This is a genomic window from Rubrivivax gelatinosus (assembly GCF_004340905.1).
GTDB classification, from domain to species: Bacteria; Pseudomonadota; Gammaproteobacteria; order Burkholderiales; family Burkholderiaceae_C; genus Rubrivivax; species Rubrivivax gelatinosus.
Genome location: NZ_SLXD01000016.1, coordinates 26,147 through 45,327, shown reverse-complemented (window position 1 = coordinate 45,327; position 19,181 = coordinate 26,147). Strand labels below are relative to the sequence as shown.

At 70.2% G+C, this 19,181-nt stretch carries 14 protein-coding genes; 6 read left to right on the top strand and 8 right to left on the bottom strand.

Translation table 11 applies throughout. From position 1 onward, the window contains the following. The first annotated feature begins 135 nt into the window (after positions 1–135). Together glk and EV684_RS21090 are read left to right on the top strand one after the other, a co-directional pair. A complete protein-coding gene (gene glk, locus EV684_RS21095; protein WP_132649322.1) occupies positions 136–1,152 on the top strand; it encodes a glucokinase in 1,017 nt (338 codons plus the stop codon). Positions 1,153–1,335: 183 nt separating this feature from the next. Then, positions 1,336–2,547, top strand: a complete 1,212-nt coding sequence (locus EV684_RS21090; protein ID WP_165908557.1) for a maltoporin — start codon at positions 1,336–1,338, stop codon at positions 2,545–2,547. Positions 2,548–2,672: 125 nt separating this feature from the next. Here EV684_RS21090 and EV684_RS21085 read toward each other — a convergent pair whose 3' ends face one another. The 6 genes from EV684_RS21085 to EV684_RS21060 form a co-directional block, all read right to left on the bottom strand. Beyond that, positions 2,673–3,149 (bottom strand): pullulanase-associated domain-containing protein, encoded by a 477-nt coding sequence (locus EV684_RS21085; protein WP_132649320.1) that lies wholly within the window; start codon positions 3,147–3,149, stop codon positions 2,673–2,675. A gap of 53 nt (positions 3,150–3,202) precedes the next feature. Continuing rightward, positions 3,203–4,891 (bottom strand): alpha-amylase family glycosyl hydrolase, encoded by a 1,689-nt coding sequence (locus EV684_RS21080; protein WP_132649319.1) that lies wholly within the window; start codon positions 4,889–4,891, stop codon positions 3,203–3,205. A 23-nt stretch (positions 4,892–4,914) separates the two neighbouring features. Continuing rightward, entirely contained in the window at positions 4,915–5,805 is an 891-nt protein-coding gene (gene malG / locus EV684_RS21075; RefSeq protein ID WP_132649318.1) for a maltose ABC transporter permease MalG, read from the bottom strand. Between the two features lie 3 nt (positions 5,806–5,808). Further along, on the bottom strand, positions 5,809–7,362 hold the full coding sequence (gene malF / locus EV684_RS21070; protein WP_132649317.1) for a maltose ABC transporter permease MalF: 1,554 nt from the start codon (positions 7,360–7,362) through the stop codon (positions 5,809–5,811). A 123-nt stretch (positions 7,363–7,485) separates the two neighbouring features. Further along, positions 7,486–8,679 (bottom strand): maltose/maltodextrin ABC transporter substrate-binding protein MalE, encoded by a 1,194-nt coding sequence (malE, locus tag EV684_RS21065; RefSeq protein WP_132649316.1) that lies wholly within the window; start codon positions 8,677–8,679, stop codon positions 7,486–7,488. Between the two features lie 61 nt (positions 8,680–8,740). Beyond that, complete coding sequence (locus tag EV684_RS21060) at positions 8,741–9,856, bottom strand: ABC transporter ATP-binding protein (protein ID WP_132649315.1); 1,116 nt, start codon at positions 9,854–9,856, stop codon at positions 8,741–8,743. Positions 9,857–10,147: 291 nt separating this feature from the next. Here EV684_RS21060 and EV684_RS21055 point away from each other — a divergent pair, with 291 nt between their 5' ends. Then, complete coding sequence (locus EV684_RS21055) at positions 10,148–11,035, top strand: SHOCT domain-containing protein (protein ID WP_132649314.1); 888 nt, start codon at positions 10,148–10,150, stop codon at positions 11,033–11,035. A 190-nt stretch (positions 11,036–11,225) separates the two neighbouring features. On the opposite strand, the gene EV684_RS21050 is transcribed toward EV684_RS21055, so the two are convergent. Beyond that, entirely contained in the window at positions 11,226–12,833 is a 1,608-nt protein-coding gene (locus tag EV684_RS21050; protein ID WP_132649313.1) for an alpha-amylase family glycosyl hydrolase, read from the bottom strand. Positions 12,834–13,005: 172 nt separating this feature from the next. Here EV684_RS21050 and EV684_RS24620 point away from each other — a divergent pair, with 172 nt between their 5' ends. From EV684_RS24620 to EV684_RS21040, 3 genes are all read left to right on the top strand, one after another. Beyond that, positions 13,006–14,085 (top strand): pullulanase-associated domain-containing protein, encoded by a 1,080-nt coding sequence (locus EV684_RS24620; RefSeq protein ID WP_310733571.1) that lies wholly within the window; start codon positions 13,006–13,008, stop codon positions 14,083–14,085. Then, positions 13,989–16,532 carry an alpha-1,6-glucosidase domain-containing protein gene (locus EV684_RS21045; protein ID WP_310733573.1) on the top strand — a complete coding sequence of 848 codons (2,544 nt, stop codon included), beginning with the start codon at positions 13,989–13,991 and terminating at the stop codon, positions 16,530–16,532. The genes EV684_RS24620 and EV684_RS21045 overlap by 97 nt, the downstream gene beginning before the upstream one ends. A gap of 94 nt (positions 16,533–16,626) precedes the next feature. Then, positions 16,627–18,654: an ATP-dependent helicase gene (locus EV684_RS21040; RefSeq protein ID WP_132649312.1), complete on the top strand. Its 2,028-nt coding sequence runs from the start codon at positions 16,627–16,629 to the stop codon at positions 18,652–18,654. On the opposite strand, the gene EV684_RS21035 is transcribed toward EV684_RS21040, so the two are convergent. Beyond that, positions 18,651–19,181, bottom strand: coding sequence for a redoxin domain-containing protein (locus EV684_RS21035; RefSeq protein ID WP_243651248.1), 531 nt, complete (start codon positions 19,179–19,181; stop codon positions 18,651–18,653). The genes EV684_RS21040 and EV684_RS21035 overlap by 4 nt on opposite strands.

Here is a 19,181-nt window from a genome sequence, read left to right as displayed (position 1 = left end):
GCGTCTTGCCGAGCATCGCGGAGGTGCCGATTCCGGCGCCGGGTTCGAGTCGAGGAGGGCTCCCGTGAACCATCACCCGATCGTCGCCACGAGCGTCGGCCGGCCTTCGTCGTGCGCGGCGGGGGAGGGATTGTCGTGAACCTCGGCGACAGCGCCGCGCAGCGGCCCTGGCTGGTGGCCGACATCGGGGGCACCAACGCCCGCTTCGCGCTCGTCGACGGGGCCGGCGCGGCGCCGCGCGACATCCGGCGCGTTCGCTGTGTCGACTACGCCGGCCCGGTCGAGGCGGTGCGCGCCTACCTGGCCGAGCTGCAGGCCGGTGGTGCCGGGCAGCTGCCGTGCTGGGCGGCGTTCGCGGTCGCGACCCCGGTGGGGCAGGACTGCATCGAACTGACCAACAGCGCCTGGTCGTTCTCGCGTGCCGAGAGCGAGGCTGCGCTCGGCCTGGACGGGCTGCTGATGCTCAACGACTTCGAGGCCCTGGCGCTGTCGCTGCCGGGCCTGGGGCCGTCGCAGCTGCGGGCGCATGGGGCGCTGCCCGCCGCACGCGGCGCGCTGGCCGTGCTCGGGCCGGGCACCGGGCTGGGTGTCGGCGGGCTGCTCGAGACGGCGCATGGCTGGCGTGCGGTCGCCGGCGAGGGCGGTCACGCGACGCTGGCGCCGGGCGATGACTTCGAGGCCGAGATCCTGCGCCTCGTGCGTGCCGAGTTCGCCCATGTCTCGGCGGAGCGTCTGCTGTCGGGCATCGGGTTGCCGACGCTGTACCGGGCGGTCGCCCGGGTGCGTGGCGAGGCCGCGGGCGAACTCGGTGCCGAGGAGATCGGCACGCGCGGAGCCGACGGCTCGGACGCGCTGTGCAGCGCCACGCTGGACACCTTCTGCGCAATGCTCGGCGGCTTTGCCGGCAACGTCGCGCTGACCTTCGGCGCCCGCGGCGGCCTGTTCATCGGCGGCGGCATCGTGCCGCGTTTTGCCGACTTCTTCTTCGCGTCGCGCTTTCGCGAGCGCTTCGAGGCCAAGGGGCGTTTCCGGGCCTACCTCGAGGCGATCCCGACGGCGCTGATCGTCGAGCCGTACGCCGCGCTCTACGGCGCCGCCGCGGCCATCGAGGCGCGGCGCCGCCGCGCCACGTCACAGGGCCATGCCGCATGAGCACGCGCCGTGGCCAGCCAAGCGCCCGTCGGGCCGGGGGACTGCGAGACCCCGCGCGTGACGGCACTGCCGCGACCGCCGGACGACGGTCGCGATTCGGGCCGGGGCTTGCACGACGGGCGCCCGCCGAATTCTTCCCCTCGCCGTCCCCATCACCAATAGACCACGAATGAGGAGTTCATGATGTCTCGCCTTCACACCCGACTTCTTCCATTGGCGGCGGCCGCCGCGGCTGCGTTGTTCAGCACCGGCGCGAGCGCGCTGGAGTTCCACGGCTACATCCGCAGTGGTTCCGGCGTCACCAGCGGTGGTGGTGACCAGACCTGCTTCTCGCTGCCGGGCGCCTACAGCAAGTACCGCCTGGGCAACGAGTGCGAAACCTACGGCGAAGCCCAGCTCGACCAGAACCTGTACGACGGCAAGGACGGGGTCAAGTTCGACTACCACCTGATGTTCGCGTACAAGGGTGATTACTCGAAGCAGGAAGACTACGAGAGCCTGAAGGACGACAACCGGGATTGGGCGCTGCGCCAGAACTGGATCGGGGTGAAGGGCCTGCCGATGCTCAATGGCGCCAGCGTCTGGGCCGGCAAGCGCTACTACAAGCGTGAAGACGTCCACATGACGGACTTCTATTACCACGACACCTCGGGCTACGGCGCCGGCATCGAGGACATCCAGGCCGGCCCGGGCAAGTTCTCGTACGCGCTGCTGCGCAACACCGATGGCGACCGTGGCATGACCCGCCACGACTTCCGCTACGAAGGCCTGAGCCTGGGCGCGGCCGGCGCGCTGGACTTCTCGTTCGAACTCAACCGCGCGGACTCGACCGACGGCGCGAAGGCCGAGAACGGCAGCTTCGTGCAGGCCCAGCACATGATCCCGATGTTCGGCGGCTTCAACAAGCTGGCCGTCCAGTACGGCCGGGGCTCGGCGAGCAACCTGGTGCTCGGCTATCCGTCCTACGAAGCCGACAACGACAACAAGACCTGGCGCATCCTGGACTGGGGCGTGGTCGAGTTCGCGCCGTCGTTCAGCGGCATGTACCAGGTCATGCACCAGGACACGAAGGACAACTACTCGTGGACCTCGATCGGCGTGCGCCCGGTCTGGCACATCACCGACTACTTCAAGCTGCAGGCCGAACTCGGTTACGACCGCGTCAAGCCCGACAACCTGAAGACGATGAACCTCACGAAGTTCACGATCGCCCCGACGCTGGTGGCCGGCCGTGGCTTCTGGGCGCGTCCGGAGCTGCGCCTGTACGTGACGCACGCGAAGTGGAACGACGCCGCGCGTGACCAGTGGGGTGGTGTGGCCGGCGGCAGCACGGGCCGCTTCGGTTCGGATACCAACGGCACGACCTACGGCTTCCAGATCGAGTCCTGGTGGTGATCGGCTGACGGGGCGCCGGGCGACCGGCACCCCTGTCCGCGAATCGTCGCTTCACGACAAAGGCGCTCCTCGGAGCGCCTTTTTGTTGTCTCGCGCCCGCTGCCGTGCCGGGCGTCGCCATCAGCTCACTTGCGCGCCTTCAGCGCCTCTTCGAGCGTGAAGTACGGCGTGCAGTCGCCCGCGTTGATGAACACCTGGCGGCCTTGCGGCAGCATCCAGGTCGAGTCCTTGGTGCAGTCCTTGTTGTCGCCCTTGTGGATGATGTAGTTGATCTTGCCGTTGCGGAACTCGTTGGCCTTGACCTGCCAGTACATGCCGAAGCCGTCCTGGCCGGTGGGCTTCATCGGGCTGCCCCAGCTGATGCCCATGATCGGCATGTCGGCCTTGTCGCGCGGGCCGACGATCTGGCCGTCCTTGACCTTCTCGAACGATTCCCAGAAGTGCACGCCCCAGCCGGCGTAGCTGCCGTCCGGGCGGTAGTAGTGCAGCGAGATCGTGTCGGCGGGCACCTCGGCGGCCTTGACCGCGTCCTGCGCGGCGGCCGGGCCGGCCGAAAGCAGGGCCGCGGTACCGAGTGCGGCGATCCAGGCGAGTCGTTTCATCTTTGCTCCTTCGGTGGGGTTCGAACGGGCCGCCCACCCGCGGCCTCCTTGGTTCACTTCAGCGCTTCGAGCAGCACGACGCCGCGCGTGTCGGCGTCCAGCGTCACCTTGCCGCCGGCCACCGTCGCGCGGCCGCCGCCGTAGGCGTCGTGCAGGCGCGTGCCGTCGGCGAAGACGTCGGCGACGCTGATCGTCACGCGGCCGCTGGCGCCGACGGCCGCGACGATGCGGTCCTCGGCCAGCACGCGGGCGAAGGTGTAGGGCTGGGCGGCGATCTGCCAGTGTTTGCCGCGCGCGACGGCGACGTGGCGGGCGCGGAACTGGCCCAGCTTGCGCCAGTGCGACAGCGCCGCGCTGTCCAGGCTGGCCCAGTTCATGTCCGAGCGTGTCGACTGCTGCGGGTCGCCGTAGGCCGCCGGGCCGTCGGGGCGTGCGCTCTCGTCGCCGTAGTAGATCTGCACGCCGCCGGGCGCCAGCATCAGCGCCGTCGCGCCGTCGAGGATCGCCTTGCGGTCGAAGAGCTTCGTGTCGTGCGAGGAGAGGTAGGAGAGCACGTTGTGCGTCGCCGGCGCGGCCAGCGTGCGGGCGTACTCGGCGTAGACCTTGTCGAGCTCGGCCCCCTTCGCCTCGGCGCGGCGCTGGAAGTCGAAGTTGATCATGTTGTCGAAGCCGATGTCGTAGTGGCGCGTGCGTTCGATGCCCTGGCCCCAGTGCTCGCCGGTCATCCAGAACGGCGCGTCGTCGATCGCGGCCTTCGGGTTGGCGGCCTTCCACTCGGCCAGGGCCTGGGTCGACGCGTCCTTCAGCGCCGTCCACGAGGGGTACTCGACGTGTTTGACGGTGTCGGCGCGGAAGCCGTCGATGCCGTAGTCGCGCACCCAGCGCGACAGCCAGGCGACGAGGTAGCCGCGCACCGTGGTGTTGGGCAGCTCGACGGCCTCGGTGTCGGCCTTCTTCTTCAGGAACGGCGGCAGGCCCACCGGCTTGCCCTGCTCGGTCTTGAAGTCGGGCAGGAAGGCGAGCTGCTTCGTGAGGTCGTCGCTGCCGCCTTCGGTGTAGCCGCGCAGCCCGGAGCGGATCCAGTCCGGCCCCCACCACTGCAGCCAGGCCGGGTCGTTGTAGTCGATCCACGAGTGGTAGTCGCGCAGCGTCGCCGCCTCGTAACCCTTCCAGAGCATGCCGCGCTTCTTGTCGGTCTCGGGTTCGGTGACGTACTCGGACAGGCTCTGGATGTCGCCGTAACCCGGGTGGTTCATCACCACGTCGAACAGGATGCGGATGCCCTGGGCGTGCGCGGTGGCCACCAGCTCGCGCAGCTCGGCCGGCGTGCCCATGTTGGCGTCGAGCTTCGTGTAGTCGAGCGCGAAGTAGCCGTGGTAGCCGTAGTGCTTGAACTCCTTGCTGCCGCCGACCACCCAGCCGTGGATCTGCTCGTAGGGCGCGGTGACCCAGATCGCGTTGACGCCCAGTTCGCGGAACCAGCCTTCGCGCAGCTTCTGCGTGATGCCGGCGAGGTCGCCGCCGTGGAAGCTGCCGATGTCGTCCTGCGGCCGGGCCTCGCGCGTGCGGCCGTAGCTGCCGTCGTTGGCCGGGTTGCCGTTGGCGAAGCGGTCGGTGACGACGAAGTAGACGATCGGGTTGTCGGCGAAGCGCCCGGGGCGCGCGACTGGTTCGTCGGCGGCCCCGGCGGACGACAGGGCGAGCGCGGCCGCGAGCGCGGCGAAGGAGCGGCGGAACATCATGCGGCGCAGTCCGGTGAGGTGCGTCAGCCCTTCACGCCACCGGCCGTGAGGCCGGAGACGATCCACTTCTGGGCGAACAGGAAGACGAGCGTGATCGGCAGGCCCGACAGCACCGCCGCGGCGGCGAAGTCGCCCCAGAGGTAGCGCTGCTCGTAGAGGAAGTACTTGGAGCCGACGGCCAGCGTCAGGTTGTGCTCCTGGCGCAGCAGGATCGACGCCACCGGGTACTCGATCACCGCGCCGATGAAGGCGAGCACGAAGACCACCATCAGGATCGGCACCGCCATCGGCAGCAGCACATAGCGGAAGGCCTGCCAGTGCGTCGCGCCGTCGACCTTGGCGCATTCCTCGATCTCGACGGGGATCGTGTCGAAGTAGCCGCGGATGGTCCAGATGTGCATCGCCACGCCGCCGAGGTAGGCGACGATCAGCCCGGCATGGGTCTCGATGCCCAGCCAGGGCACGTAGCTGCCGATGGCCTCGAAGATCGCGTAGATCGCCACCAGCGCCAGCACCGCCGGGAACATCTGCAGGAGCAGCATCGAGTTCAGGATCTGCGTCTTGAAGCGGAACTTCAGCCGCGCGAAGGCGTAGGCCGCGGTGGTCGAGATCGCGACGATCAGGAAGGCCGAGATGCCGGCGATCTTCACCGAGTTCCACAGCCAGCGCAGCACCGGGAAGGGCGGCTGCACCAGGCTGCCGTCGGCGGCTTCGTAGGGGATGCCGAGCGCGAGCTTCCAATGCTCGAAGCTGATGGTCTCGGGGATCAGCGAGCCGGTCGCGAAGTTGCCCGGGCGCAGCGAGATCGAGATGATCGCCAGCAGCGGGAACACCGTCACCGCGATCAGCGTGATCAGGAACAGGTGCGCGCCGATCAGGCGCCAGCGTTGCGACTTGCCGGTGACGATGGCCATGCGCTACTTCCGTTCGTCGTTGACCTTGGCCAGCTTCAGGTTGGCCATCGACAGCATCGCCACGAGGAAGAAGATGATCGTCGAGATCGCCGCGGCGAGCCCGAAGTTCTGCCCCGAGTCCTGGAACGCGATGCGGTAGGTGTAGGACACCAGGATGTCGGTCGTGCCCGCCGGCACCTTGGTGTTGAGGAAGTCGGGCCGCCCGTTGGTGAGCAGCGCGATCAGCACGAAGTTGTTGAAGTTGAACGCGAAGGACGCGATCAGGAGCGGCGTCAGCGGCTTGACGATCAGCGGCGCCGTGATCTTCCAGAAGTTGGTCAGCGGCTTGGCGCCGGAGATCGCCGAGGCCTCGTACAGGTCGGCCGGGATCGCCTTGATGAGCCCGGTGCAGAGCACCATGATGTACGGGTAGCCCAGCCAGGTGTTGACCAGCAGGATCATCACCTTGGCCAGGAACGGGTCGGCGAACCACGACGGTTTGATGCCGAACAGCGCGTTCAGGATCAGGTTGATCTCGCCGAAGTTCTGGTTGAACAGCCCCTTGAACACCAGGATCGAGATGAAGCCCGGCACCGCGTAGGGCAGGAACAGCAGCGTGCGGTAGACGGTGCGGAATCGCAGCGCCTCCCAGTTCAGCAGCACCGCCAGCGTCGTGCCGACGGCCAGCGTGAACAGCACCGTCAGCCCGGCGAAGACGACGGTCCAGACGAAGATGCGGATGAACGGGCCGCGGAAGTCCGGGTCCTCGACCATGCGCAGGTAGTTGCCCAGGCCGATGCCGACCTTGAAGCCCGGCTGCAGGCGTTCGCCGGCTTCGTTCTCGTAGAAGCCGGTGTCGCCGTTGGCGCGGAACAGCACGCCGGTGGCGGTCTGCTTGAGAACGCCGTCGGCTTCGCGCGTGAAGGTCGGCACCAGCGGCGCGAACTCGCGCACGCCGGCGTACGACAGCGCGCTGCCGTCGGGCAGCACGAGCTTCAGCGCCGCGAGCGCCTGGCGGTTCTTCAGCACCGCGCCCAGCGGCAGCGGCTCGCCGGGCGTGAAGCCCGAGGCGGCCAGCGGCTCGAGCCGGACCTCCTGCGCGCCGCCCAGCGCCAGCGCCGGCGTGACGAGGCTGCGCGTGACGCGGGTCTCGGGCTCTTCGTCTTCGTCGGCCTGGCCCGGGGCCAGCACCAGGCGCAGGCGGTCGCCGTCGGGGTGCAGCGAGAAGCCCCAGCCGTGGCCCTCGCCCGGTGTCGTCTGCTCCAGCAGGTAGGCGCTGGCGCGTTCGTAGCTCAGCAGGTTGGACGAGGAGTAGTTCGTGAACCCGATCTGCACCGTGTACAGCAGCGGGAAGGCGACGAACACCAGCATCCCGGCCAGCCCCGGGAACAGGTAGCGGTAGGCGAAGGCGACGTTGGACAGGTAGACGAAGAAACCCAGCCCGAACAGCCCGAGCAGCGCCAGCGCCCACAGCGGCTGGCCGCTGGCGTAGATGCGGAACACCAGCCACAGGCAGGCCAGCGCCGTGACCGTCGTGAACGGCCACTTCAGCAGTCGGCCCCAGTCGGTTCGTCCCATCGTCGTCCCGTGGCGCCTCCCTCGCGGGCGCCGTCGCTCGAACCGGGGCGGCGCCAGGCCGCCCCGTGCGTGTGGCACCGGGCGGGCGCGTGCGGGCGCCCGCCGGTGGCCGGCCGTGCCGGCTTACTTGCCGAGCATGCGCGCGGCGGCGGCGTCGAGCGCTTCCTTCGGGGGCTGGCGGCCGTTGGTGATGTTCTCCAGCGCCGAGGCCATCGAGGACCAGAAGCGGCCCATCTCGGGGATGTTGGGCATCGGCTCGCCGCGGCGCGCGTTCTCCATCGTCGCCTTGATGTTCGGGTCGTTGGACAGCTCCTTGAAGAAGGCCTTGTTCGCCGGCGTGCCCAGCGGCACGTCGGCGTTGATCGTCTTCAGCGAGTCGACCTTCAGCAGCGTGTTCTCGATGAACTCCTTGGCCACGTCCTTGCTCTTGCTGGGCGCGGCGATCATGCAGCCGAGCACGCCGACGAAGGGGCGCGAGGGCTTGCCGGCGACGTCGGGGATCGGCGCGACGCCGAAGTCGATCTTGCTCTTGCGCAGGTTGTCCCAGGCCCAGGGGCCGGTGATCATCATCGCCACGTCGCCCTTGTTGAACGCGGCTTCCATCTCGGCGTAGCCCGAACCCTTGGGCATGTTGCCGTTCTTGATCATCGAGGCCAGCAGCTCGGCACCCTTGACCGCGCCGGCGGAGTTGACGCCGACCTTGGCCGGGTCGTACTCGCCCTTGGCGTCACGGCCGAAGACGCTGCCGCCGCCGGCGGCCAGGATCGGCCAGGTGAAGTAAGTGTTGTTGTAGTCCCAGAGGATGGCGTGCTTGCCCTTGGCCGACAGCTCCTTGTCGAGCTTGATCACGTCGTCGAAGCTCTTCGGCGGCGTCTTCACCAGCGCCTTGTTGTAGACCAGGCCGATGGCCTCGACCGAGATCGGGTAGCCCCAGGTCTTGCCCTGGTAGCCGAAGGCCTTCCAGGCGGTGTCCTCGATGTCGTCGCGCACCTTCTTGGGCGGGTTGATCGGCACGATCAGGCCCGACTTCGCCCACTCGCCCATGCGGTCGTGCGGCCAGCAGAAGACGTCCGGGCCCTTGCCGGCGGCGGCGGCCTGCTGGAACTTGCCCGGGGCGTCCTCCGGGTGCTCGACGGTGACCGGCACGCCGGTGGCCTTGGTGAAGGCGTCGCCGACCTTCTGCAGCCCGTTGTAGCCCTTGTCGCCGTTGATCCAGACCAGCAGCTTGCCGGCTTCCTGCGCGCTGGCGGCGCCGGCAAAGGCGAAGGACGCGACGATGGCTGCTGCGGTGGCGATCGGCTTGATGGTTGTCGTCATGGAGGCTCCTCAGTCGTTGTCTTGACGGTGTGGGAACGAAAGCGTCGCGGTGCGGGCCGTCTCAGGCGGCCTCGCGCTGCGGCAGGCGGTACAGGCGCCGGAAGGCGCGGCCCTCGGCGTCGAACAGGTGGCAGTGCGACGGCGGGATGCCCAGCTTCAGCCGGTCGCCGGCGATCGCGGTGGAGCCGCCGCCGAGCTCGCAGGTCATCGCCTCGTCGACGCCGGCGCAGCTGACGTAGCCGTGCGTCTGGCTGCCCAGCGACTCGACGAAGGTCAGCTCGACCTCGATCGTGTTGTGCTCCGCACCGACGACGAAATGCTCGGGGCGCACGCCCAGCGTCACCTTGTCGCCCGGCCGCGCGGCGGCGGCGTCGACCTCGGCGCGCAGCACGGCGCCGGAGGGCAGGCGCACGCTGGCGCCGCTGGCGTCCGCCGAGACGATCTCGCCGGTGATGAAGTTCATCTTCGGCGAGCCGATGAAGCCGGCGACGAAGAGGTTCACCGGGTATTCGTAGAGCTCCAGCGGCGCGCCGACCTGCTCGACCTTGCCGGTGGACAGCACGACGATGCGGTTGGCCAGCGTCATCGCCTCGACCTGGTCGTGCGTGACGTAGACCATCGTCGTCTTCAGGCTCTCGTGCAGCTTGGCGAACTCGTAGCGCATGCGCACGCGCAGCGCGGCGTCCAGGTTGGACAGCGGCTCGTCGAAGAGGAAGACCTCGGGTTTGCGCACGATCGCGCGGCCGATCGCCACGCGCTGGCGCTGGCCGCCGGACAACGCCTTGGGCTTGCGGTCCAGCAGGTGCTCGATGTTCAGGATCTTGGCCGCGCCATGCACGGCCTTGTCGATCTCGTCCTTCGGCATCTTGGCCAGCTTCAGGCCGAAGGCCATGTTGTCGAACAGCGTCATGTGCGGATACAGCGCGTACGACTGGAAGACCATCGCGATGCCGCGTTCGGCCGGCGGCACGTCGTTGACGACGCGCCCGCCGATGCGCAACTCGCCCGACGTGATGTCTTCCAGCCCGGCGATCACGCGCAGCAGCGTGGACTTGCCGCAGCCCGAAGGCCCGACGAAGACCATGAACTCGCCGTCGTGGATCTCCAGATTGATGTCGTGAAGCACTTTCGTCTCGCCGAAAGCCTTGTTCACGTTCGTCAACCGGACGTCTGCCACCTTTCGCACCTCCGCCAATCGCGCCCCGGATCGGGCTCGACCACCACGACCCCTGCGCTCCTGGCGCATGCCGATGTAGAGAATATACATCGGCGTACCTCGATGAAACCGGGTTTACTCTATTGCCGGGCTTTGTCAATCGTTGTGAATCAAGCACTTAGCGGCAGACCCTGCGGCCTGATGTAGGATTGTTACGGCGGCTGGGCAGGCTCGGGCGCCGCGGCGGCAGTCTGCCGGCTGCGTGCGCGGGCATGCGACACTGGCCGTGTCCCTGCCATGAGGAGCTTGTCGATGCGTGTGTTTCCGTCCGGCGCCTGGCGCCCGGTGTGCAGCGCGGCCTTGCTGGCCTGCGCCGCTTCGATCGCGTTCGCGCAGTCGTCCACCGGACGCGCCGAGCGTTTCCTGCGCGACAGCAGTGCCGATCGCGTCGTATCCACGGTCTACGCCGACACGCACGAGTACGTGCGCATCGAGCGGGCAGAGCCCGGCGCCGCGCCCTCGCTGCACCCGGCGGTGCTGCCGTCGGAGCAGCTGCGGGCCGCGCTGTCGCCGCTGCGCAACGCCGCCAAGGACGAGGAGCTGTTCAGCGAAGACGAGCTGAAGACGCTGGTGCCGGCGCTGGCCAAGGCGCTGGCGCAGGCGCAGCCGGGCCAGGACGTCGCTTTTGCCGTCACCGGCCGCCACGGCGGGTTCGGCCCGCTGGTGCCGCGCACGGTGACGACCGGGCGCGTCTTCCGCACGGCCGATGGCCTGCAGCTCATCGTCGGCATGGTGTGGGCGCAGTTCGAAGGCCAGTTCCGCGCCACCGGCGTCCGCATCGCGTTCGAACCCGGCCGCCGCGCCGCGCCGGTGGACGCCGGCGTGCGCATCGACGCGCCCAACGGCCGCAAGCTGCGCTCCGACTGGGTGTCGGTGCTGGTCGCGCCGCCGCCGGCTGCGGCGCCGGCCGCCCCGGCGCCCGCGGCGGCGGCTGCACCGGGTGCGGCTCCCGCGGCGGTTCCGGCTCCGGTGCCCGCTGCTCCGGGGGCCGCCGCGCCTGCGCCGCAGCGCCCGCGTGACGCCGGCTTCTTCGAGGAGCAGGAACAGCGCCTGCGCACCCTGAAGCGCCTGCACGACAACGGCCTCATCACCGACGAGGAGTACCGGCAGAAGCGCTACGAGGTTCTGCAGCAGCTCTGAAGCCGGACGCAGGACGCCGGCAGGCGCCCTGCGCCTGCCGAGGGCCCGAGCGCGATTGCACGCGCGAGGGCTGAGCTTGGACGCAGGACGCCGGAAGGCGTTCTGCGCCTGCCGAAGGCCAGAGCGCGATTGCACGCGCGAGGGCTGACGCGCGCCGCCGGCGCCCGCCGGCCGCCGCAGCTGCCGCCGTTCAGCGCACGTCGAAGACGCGCAGCGAACGCGCCGGCATCAGCACCGAGGCCTCGCCGCTGCTGCTGACGACCGTGTTGCCCCCGCCGGCCGGGTACAGGCTGCGCAGCGTCGTGCCGCCGGGCAGTCCGGTGAGGGCGGCGGTCTCGATCGTGCTGCCATAGTTCAGCACCACCAGCGTGCGTTCGCCGCCCTGCGTGCGCTGGAAGCTCAGCAGCGTGCCGCTGGCCTGCGGCTGCCGGTAGTCGCCGGCCGAGATCGACGGCCGCGAACCGCGCAGCGCCAGCATCGTCTTGTAGATGGCGAGCAGCGAATCGGCGTCGGCTGCCTCGGCCTCGACGTTGTAGCCCGAGACGTTGGCCGACCGGGCGCGGTACGGCGTGCCGCTCGTGAAGCCGCCGGCGGCCGTCCAGCTCATCGGCGTGCGCAGCTTCGGGTCGCCGTCCAGCGAGGAGGCTCCGGCCATGCCGATCTCCTCGCCGTAGTAGATGAAGGGGATGCCCGGCTGCAGCAGGTAGGTGGCGGCCGCCAGCTTGTACTGCGCGACGTTGCCGCCGAGCTGGTCGTAGGGCCGCTGGCCGGCGAAGCTGTCGTGGTTGGACAGGAAGGTCGCCGCGCCGGCCGGGGCCGTGCTCGGATAGGCGGCGACGGCGGCGATCGCCGTCGTGTCGCCCTGCGCCGCGGCGATCAGGTCGCTCTGGTGGCCGAAGGCGAAGGCGCTGCCGCAGCTCGCGGCGTAGGCGACGGGGTCGCTCGGGCCTTCGCAGACCATGTAGCGGTTTTCGTAGCCGCCGACCATGTCGCGCACCGCGGCCATCAGCACGTGGTTGGGCGGCTGGTTCTCCCAGGCCGAGGCACCGTTCTCGACGAGGTTGCCGACGGCGTCGAAGCGGAATCCGTCGACGCCGCGGTTGAGCCAGAAGCGCAGGTTGTCGTGGTGCCAGGCGACAACCGTCGTGTTGCTCAGGTCGTAGTCGGGCATCTGGTCCCAGAACGGCCCGAAGTACCAGCTGCCGTCGTAGGCGTGCCAGGGGTCGCTGCCGTAGATGCTCCAGCCGCTGGGGTGCGAGCTCTGCCAGACGTACCAGCCGCGGAAGGCGTTGCTGCTGCCCGAGCGCGAGTTCAGGAAGGCCGGGTGCTGGGCGGCGCTGTGGTTGATCACGTAGTCGACGATGACGCCCAGGCCGCGCGCGTGCGCCGCGGCGACCAGCGCGTCCAGGTCGGCCAGCGTGCCGTAGTCGCTCTCGACACCGCGGTAGTCCTTCACCGCATAGCCGTGGTCCTGGTCCTGACTGGCGGTGACCGGCATCAGCCAGATGCCGCCGACGCCGAGTGCCTTCAGGTAGTCCAGGCGGGAGATCAGACCCTGCAGGTCGCCCTTGCCGTCGCCGTCGCTGTCCTGGTAGCTGCGCACGAAGATCTGGGCGATGCCGCGGCGCTGCCAGCCGGCGTCCAGCGTGCTGCCGGGGTCGGCTGCGGTGACGCTGCTGGTGTCGACGCTGGGCAGCGTTTCGTCGCCGCCTCCCCCGCCGCCGCCTCCGCAGGCGACGAGCAGGGCCGCCGCAGCGGCGACGGCGGGAAGGCGGAAGGCGCGGGTGGTCGTGGACATGTTTCGGGGCTGACGCTGGAACGTCTTCGACTGTAGTCCTGCTACACCCCCTCGGTCACGGTCCACACACCGGGTTAGCTCGGGTCGCCGTCACGTGCCGTCTCAATAGCATCGGCAGCCCCGGCGGTGACGGTCTGCCGCCGGAGGCTCCGGACGTCAGAGGAGACGACAAATGAGTGGATCGTGGCAGGCGCTGCGGCGCTGGTGGGCCCTCGTTTTCACCTCGGTGGTGCTGGCTTTCGTGCCGGGCTGCGGAGGCGGTGGCGGCGGGGGCTCCGACCTATCGGTCGGCGACTCCAGCGATCTGAAGAAGGTGCTCGCCGCAGTGCCCGACGAGACCGCCGGCGAGCCGGTCACGGTGCGCCTGCACTACAGCCGCCCGGACGCCGACTACGCTGGCTGGACCTTGTATGTTTACAACGCGCCGGGCGAGGCACTGGGTGGCTGGCCCGGCCGTGCGCCCGACGGCGTCGACACCGCCGGCAGCTACTGGGACGTGCCGGTGGCGGCTTCGGCCTTCAACTTCATCATCGTCAAGGGGGGTGGCTCGGAGCGTGAACCCTCGGGCTGGTCGGGCAACACCGGCGACCAGCAGCAGTACTGGTCGCTGGCCGAAGGCAGCACGATCTACAAGCTCGCCGGCGACACGGCGAACTACGCACGCAACCCCGTCGGCGCCGAAACGCCCGACCTGGACACGGTGCGCGTGCACTACCGCCGCTACGACGGCGGCTACACGAACTGGGGCCTGCACCTGTGGAGCGGCAGCGGCCTGGACGCCTCGCGCCTGCCCGGCGTGACGATCGGCGACTGGCAGGCCGCCGTCGCCTTCGACGCGATGCCCGGTTACAGCGCCGGCGAAGGCGAGATCGTCTTCGACATCCCGGTGCTCAACCCGAAGGACGACGACTCGCGCACCGGGCTCGAGTTCATCATCCACGGCCGCCCGCCGGGTGGCTCGCCCGACGACAAGGACGGCCGCGACGCCAACATCGCCGTCAACTACGAGACGCTCGCGGCCACCGCCGGCGTCGGCGAGATCTGGCTCGTCGAAGGCGACGCCACCGTCTACACCGCGCCGCCCGACCTGCGCCAGGTGTCGACGCGCGACGCGCGCGCCTACTGGCTGACGCGCGCGCTGATCCAGGCACCGCGCTGGGACTCGACCGGCGTCTTCAAGCTCTACTTGCCTCGCGCGGCCAGATCCAGGCGCCGCGTGGCGGCCAGGTCAGCGGCGCCGACGGCGCGCTGACGCTGGACGTGTCGACCGCCGAACTCGACCCCGCGGTCGCCGAGCGCTTCAAGTTCGTCGCCGCCGGCGTGCGCCTGGCGGTGCGCAGCGCCGACCAGTCGCGCATCGGCGAGCTGCTCAAGCGCCAGCTGGTGCTGGTGCAGGAGACGGCCGACGGCGAGGTGCGCAACGCGACGACGGCGCAGCTGCCCGGCGCGCTGGACGACCTGTACGCCGCCGCCGCCGCGGTCGGCGACCTCGGCGTCACGCCGGGGGCCGAGAGCACGGTCTTCAAGCTCTGGGCGCCGACGGCGCAGAAGGTCTCGGTCGCGATCTACGACAGCGCCACCGGCCCGACCGTCGCGCTGGAGAAGGCGAGCTTCGACGCCGCCACCGGCGTCTGGCGCGCCGAGCGCAGCGGCGACCTGTCCGGGCGCACCTACCGCTGGGTCGTCGAGGTCTTCGTGCGCGGCGTCGGCCTGGTGCGCCAGCTCGTCACCGATCCGTACTCGGTCAGCCTGTCGGCCGACTCCAAGCGCAGCTACATCGCCAGCCTGTCGGCGGCGGCGCTCAAACCCGCCGGCTGGGACGGCCACACGCGCCCGGCGGCGCTGGCCGCCGCGCCCGACATGTCGATCTACGAGTTGCACGTGCGCGACTTCTCGGCCAACGACGCCACCGTGCCCGAGGCGCACCGCGGCAAGTACCTGGCCTTCACCGACACCGCCTCCAACGGCATGCGCCACCTCGCGGCGCTGGCCGGCGCCGGGCTGACCGACGTGCACCTGCTGCCGGTGTTCGACATCGCCACCGTGCCCGAGACCGGCTGCGTGACGCCGACCATCTCCGGCGCGCCGGACGGCAGCACCCAGCAGGCGGCGGTCGGCGCGGTGAAGTCCGAGGACTGCTTCAACTGGGGCTACGACCCCTTCCACTTCAACGCGCCCGAAGGCAGTTACGCCAGCGACGCCGATGACGGCGCGGCGCGCGTGCGCGAGTTCCGCTCGATGGTGATGGCGCTGCACGCGGCCGGGCTGCGCGTCGGCATGGACGTGGTCTACAACCACACGACGGCGGCCGGCCAGAACGACAAGGCGGTGCTGGACCGAGTCGTGCCCGGCTACTACCAGCGGCTGAACGCGGTCGGCGAGCTGGAGACCTCGACCTGCTGCGCCAACACCGCGACCGAGAACCTGATGATGGGCAAGCTGATGCTCGACTCGGTCGTGCTGTGGGCGACGCAGTACGGCATCGATTCGTTCCGCTTCGACCTGATGGGCCACCAGCCGCGTGCGGTGATGGAGCAGCTCCAGGCCGCGGTCGACGCCGCGACCGGCCGCCGCGTCGACCTGATCGGCGAAGGCTGGAACTTCGGCGAGGTCGCCGACGGCGCGCGGTTCGTCCAGGCCTCGCAGCTGTCGCTGAACGGCTCGGGCATCGCGACCTTCAGCGACCGGGCGCGCGACGCGGTGCGCGGCGGCAGCCCGTTCGACGGCGGTGATGCGCTGATCGCCAACCAGGGCTACGTCAACGGCCTGTATTACGACCCGAACGCGCTGGGCGGCGGCAAGACGGCGACCGACCTGCTGCGCGCCGCCGACCTGGTGCGTGTCGGGCTCGCCGGCTCGATCCGCGACTACACGCTGCGCACCTACACCGGCGACACGCGCGAGCTTCAGGCCATCGACTACAACGGCCAGCCGGCGGGTTACGTCAGCCAGCCGGGCGAGGTCGTCAACTACGTGGAGAACCACGACAACCAGACGCTGTTCGACATCGGCGTCTACAAGCTGCCGCTGGCCACCAGCGCCGAGGACCGCGCCCGGGTGCAGATGCTGGCCGCCGCGGTCAACGTCTTCAGCCAGGGTGTCGCCTATTTCCATGCCGGCATCGACACGCTGCGCAGCAAGTCGCTGGACCGCAACAGCTACGACTCGGGCGACTGGTTCAACAAGCTGGACTGGACTTACACCAGCAACAACTTCGGCGTCGGCCTGCCGCCCGAAGGCGACAACGGCTCGAACTGGGACCTGATGCGCCCGCTGCTCGCGGACACCGAGCTGCTGCCGCCGCCGGCGCAGATCGCCTGGACACGCGACGCCTTCCGCGACCTGCTGCGCATCCGCGCCAGCTCGACGCTGTTCCGGCTGCGCAGCGCCGCCGACGTCAAGGCGCGGCTGGCCTTCCGCAACACCGGCGCCTCGCAGGTGCCGACGGTGCTGGTCGGCCACTTGAGCGGCAGCGGCTACGCCGGCGCCGGCTTCGGCGAGATCCTGTACTTCGTCAACGTCGACGACGAGGCGCGCACGCTGACGATTCCCGAGGACGCCGGCAAGGCCTGGGTGCTGCACCCGGTGCACCGGGCCACCGGCGCCGCGGACACGCGGGCGGCGACAGCGGCCGTCGACACCGCGGCCGGCCGCTTCACGCTGCCGGCACGCACTGCGGTGGTCTTCGTGGTGGAGTAGGCGGCCGCGCCGGGCGGGCAGGGGCGGGGCCGGCAGGCCCCGCCGCCACGGCCTATGATGCGCGCCCCTCCCGCCTGCCCCGACGCCGCCCCCGATGGCCGAAGCCCCCGCCACGCTCAACCCCGCCCAGCTCGCCGCCGTCCACCACCTGGACGGCCCGTGTCTGGTGCTGGCCGGCGCCGGCTCGGGCAAGACGCGCGTCATCGTGCACAAGATCGCGCGCCTGCTGCAGGCCGGGCTGGAGCCGCGCCAGATCGCGGCCATCACCTTCACGAACAAGGCCGCCGCCGAAATGCGCGAGCGCGCCAAGCAGCTCGTCGGCGGCCGCGCCGCCAAGGAGCTGGCGATCAGCACCTTCCACTCGCTGGGCGTGCGCCTGCTGAAGACCGACGGCTCGCGGCTGGGGCTCAAGGAGCAGTTCTCGATCTTCGACAGCGACGACGTGCTGGGCGTGCTGCGCGAGGCCGGCGGCTGCAACGACAACGCGGTGGCGCGCAGCTGGCAGTGGACGATCAGCCTCTGGAAGAACCAGGGCCTGGACAGCGACGCCGCGGCCCGTGCCGCCGCCGACGACGACCAGCGTGTCGCCGCCGTCGTCATGAAACGCTACGAGGAGCGGCTGGCCGCGTTCCAGGCGGTCGACTTCGACGACCTGATCTCGCTGCCGCTGAAACTGCTGGCGCGCGACGCCGAGGCGCGCGAGAAGTGGCAGGCCACCTTCCGCCACATCCTCGTCGACGAATACCAGGACACCAACGCCGTGCAGTACGACCTGCTGAAGGCGCTGGTCGGCGAGCACACGCCGTTCACCGCGGTGGGCGACGACGACCAGAGCATCTACGGCTGGCGCGGCGCGACGATCGAGAACCTGAAGCGGCTGCCGCAGGACTTTCCGCGGCTGAAGGTCATCCCGTTGGAGCAGAACTACCGCTCCACCGGCCACATCCTGCGCGCCGCCAACAACGTCATCGCGCAGAACCCGAAGATCTACGAGAAGAAGCTCTGGAGCGAGTTCGGCGACGGCGAGCCGGTGCGGCTGCTGGAGTGCGACAGCGAGGAGCACGAGGCCGAACGCGCCGTCGCGCGCATCCAGGCGCTGCGTGGCGCCGATGCGCGCATCGCCTGGGCCGACTTCGCGATCCTCTACCGCGCCAACCACCAGGCCCGCATCATCGAGCAGAAGCTGCGCCAGGCGCAGATTCCGTACAAGGTCTCCGGCGGCCAGAGCTGGTTCGACCGCGCCGAGATCAAGGACCTGTGCGCCTGGCTGCGCCTGCTGGTCAACCCCGACGACGACCCCGCCTTCCTGCGCGCGGTGACGACACCCAAACGCGGCATCGGCCACCAGACGCTGGCTTCGCTGGGCGAGTTCGCCGGCAAGTGGAAGGTCAGCCTGTTCGAGGCGCTGTTCTCGCCGACGCTGAAGACCGCGCTGAAGGGCAAGGCGGTCGACTCCCTGCACGAGTTCGGCCGCTACGTGAACGCGCTGGAGGAGCGTGCCCGCCACACGCGCGGCGGCGACGAGGCGCGCAAGCTGATGCTGGAGTTCCTCACCGACATCGGCTACGAGCGCCATCTGCACGACGGCGAGGAGAGCGAGAAGATCGCCGCCTCGCGCTGGAGCAACGTCGTCGACTTCGTCGACTGGATCGCGCGCCGTGCCGGCGGCGACGAGGACCGGCCCGAGCAGACGGTGCTGGAGGTGGCGCAGACGATCGCCGTCATCATCAGCCTGGCCGAACGCAGCGAGGACCAGGACGTCGTCACGCTGTCGACGCTGCACGCGTCCAAGGGCCTGGAGTGGCCGCACGTCGTGCTGGCCGGCGTCAACGAAGGCCTGCTGCCCTTCCGCGCCGGCGAGGAGGAGATGACGCCCGAGCGCCTGGAAGAGGAACGGCGGCTGATGTACGTTGGCATCACGCGCGCCCGGCGCACGCTGGTGGTCAGCACGCTGCGCCGGCGCAAGAAGGGGCGCGAGCTCGTCGCCGCGCTGCCCAGCCGCTTCATCGCCGAGATGAAGCTCAACGAAGCCACCGGCCGCGAAGACCCGCGCGAGCGCCTGGCCAAGCTGCGTGCCGCGCTGGCCGCCAAGGCCTCGGCTCCGGCGCCGAGCGCCGACTAGACGCCTAGCGCCTTCAGCAGCGGCCGCACCCAGGTGTCGAGATCGGCGGCACGCAGCGCCCCGATGCGGCGCAGGCGCACGCGGCCGCTGCCGTCGACGACGAAAGTCGCCGGCACGCCCGGCAGCCGCCAGGGCGCGGCCAGCGCGCCGTCGGCGTCTTCGAGCACGGTGTCGTAGGGGTTGCCCTGGCGCGCCAGCCAGCCTCGCGCGGCGTCGCGCCGGTCCTGGTGCGCGACGCCGACCATCGCCAGCCGGCGCTCGGCGGCCAGTTCGACGAGCAGCGGATGTTCGTCGCGGCAGGGCGCGCACCACGAGGCCCAGAAGTTCAGCAGCCAGGGCCGGCCGGCGAGCGAGGCCGACGACCACGCGGCCGCCGGATCGTCCAGCCGCGGCCCGGCCAGCGGCGGCGCGGCTTCGTCGACGAGCGGCGAGGGCCCGGCGGGGCCGAATCGCCGCATCAGCTCGCCGGCGCCGATGGCCAGCGCGGCGATGCCGGCGATCCCGAGCACGGCCCGGCGCGGCGTCAC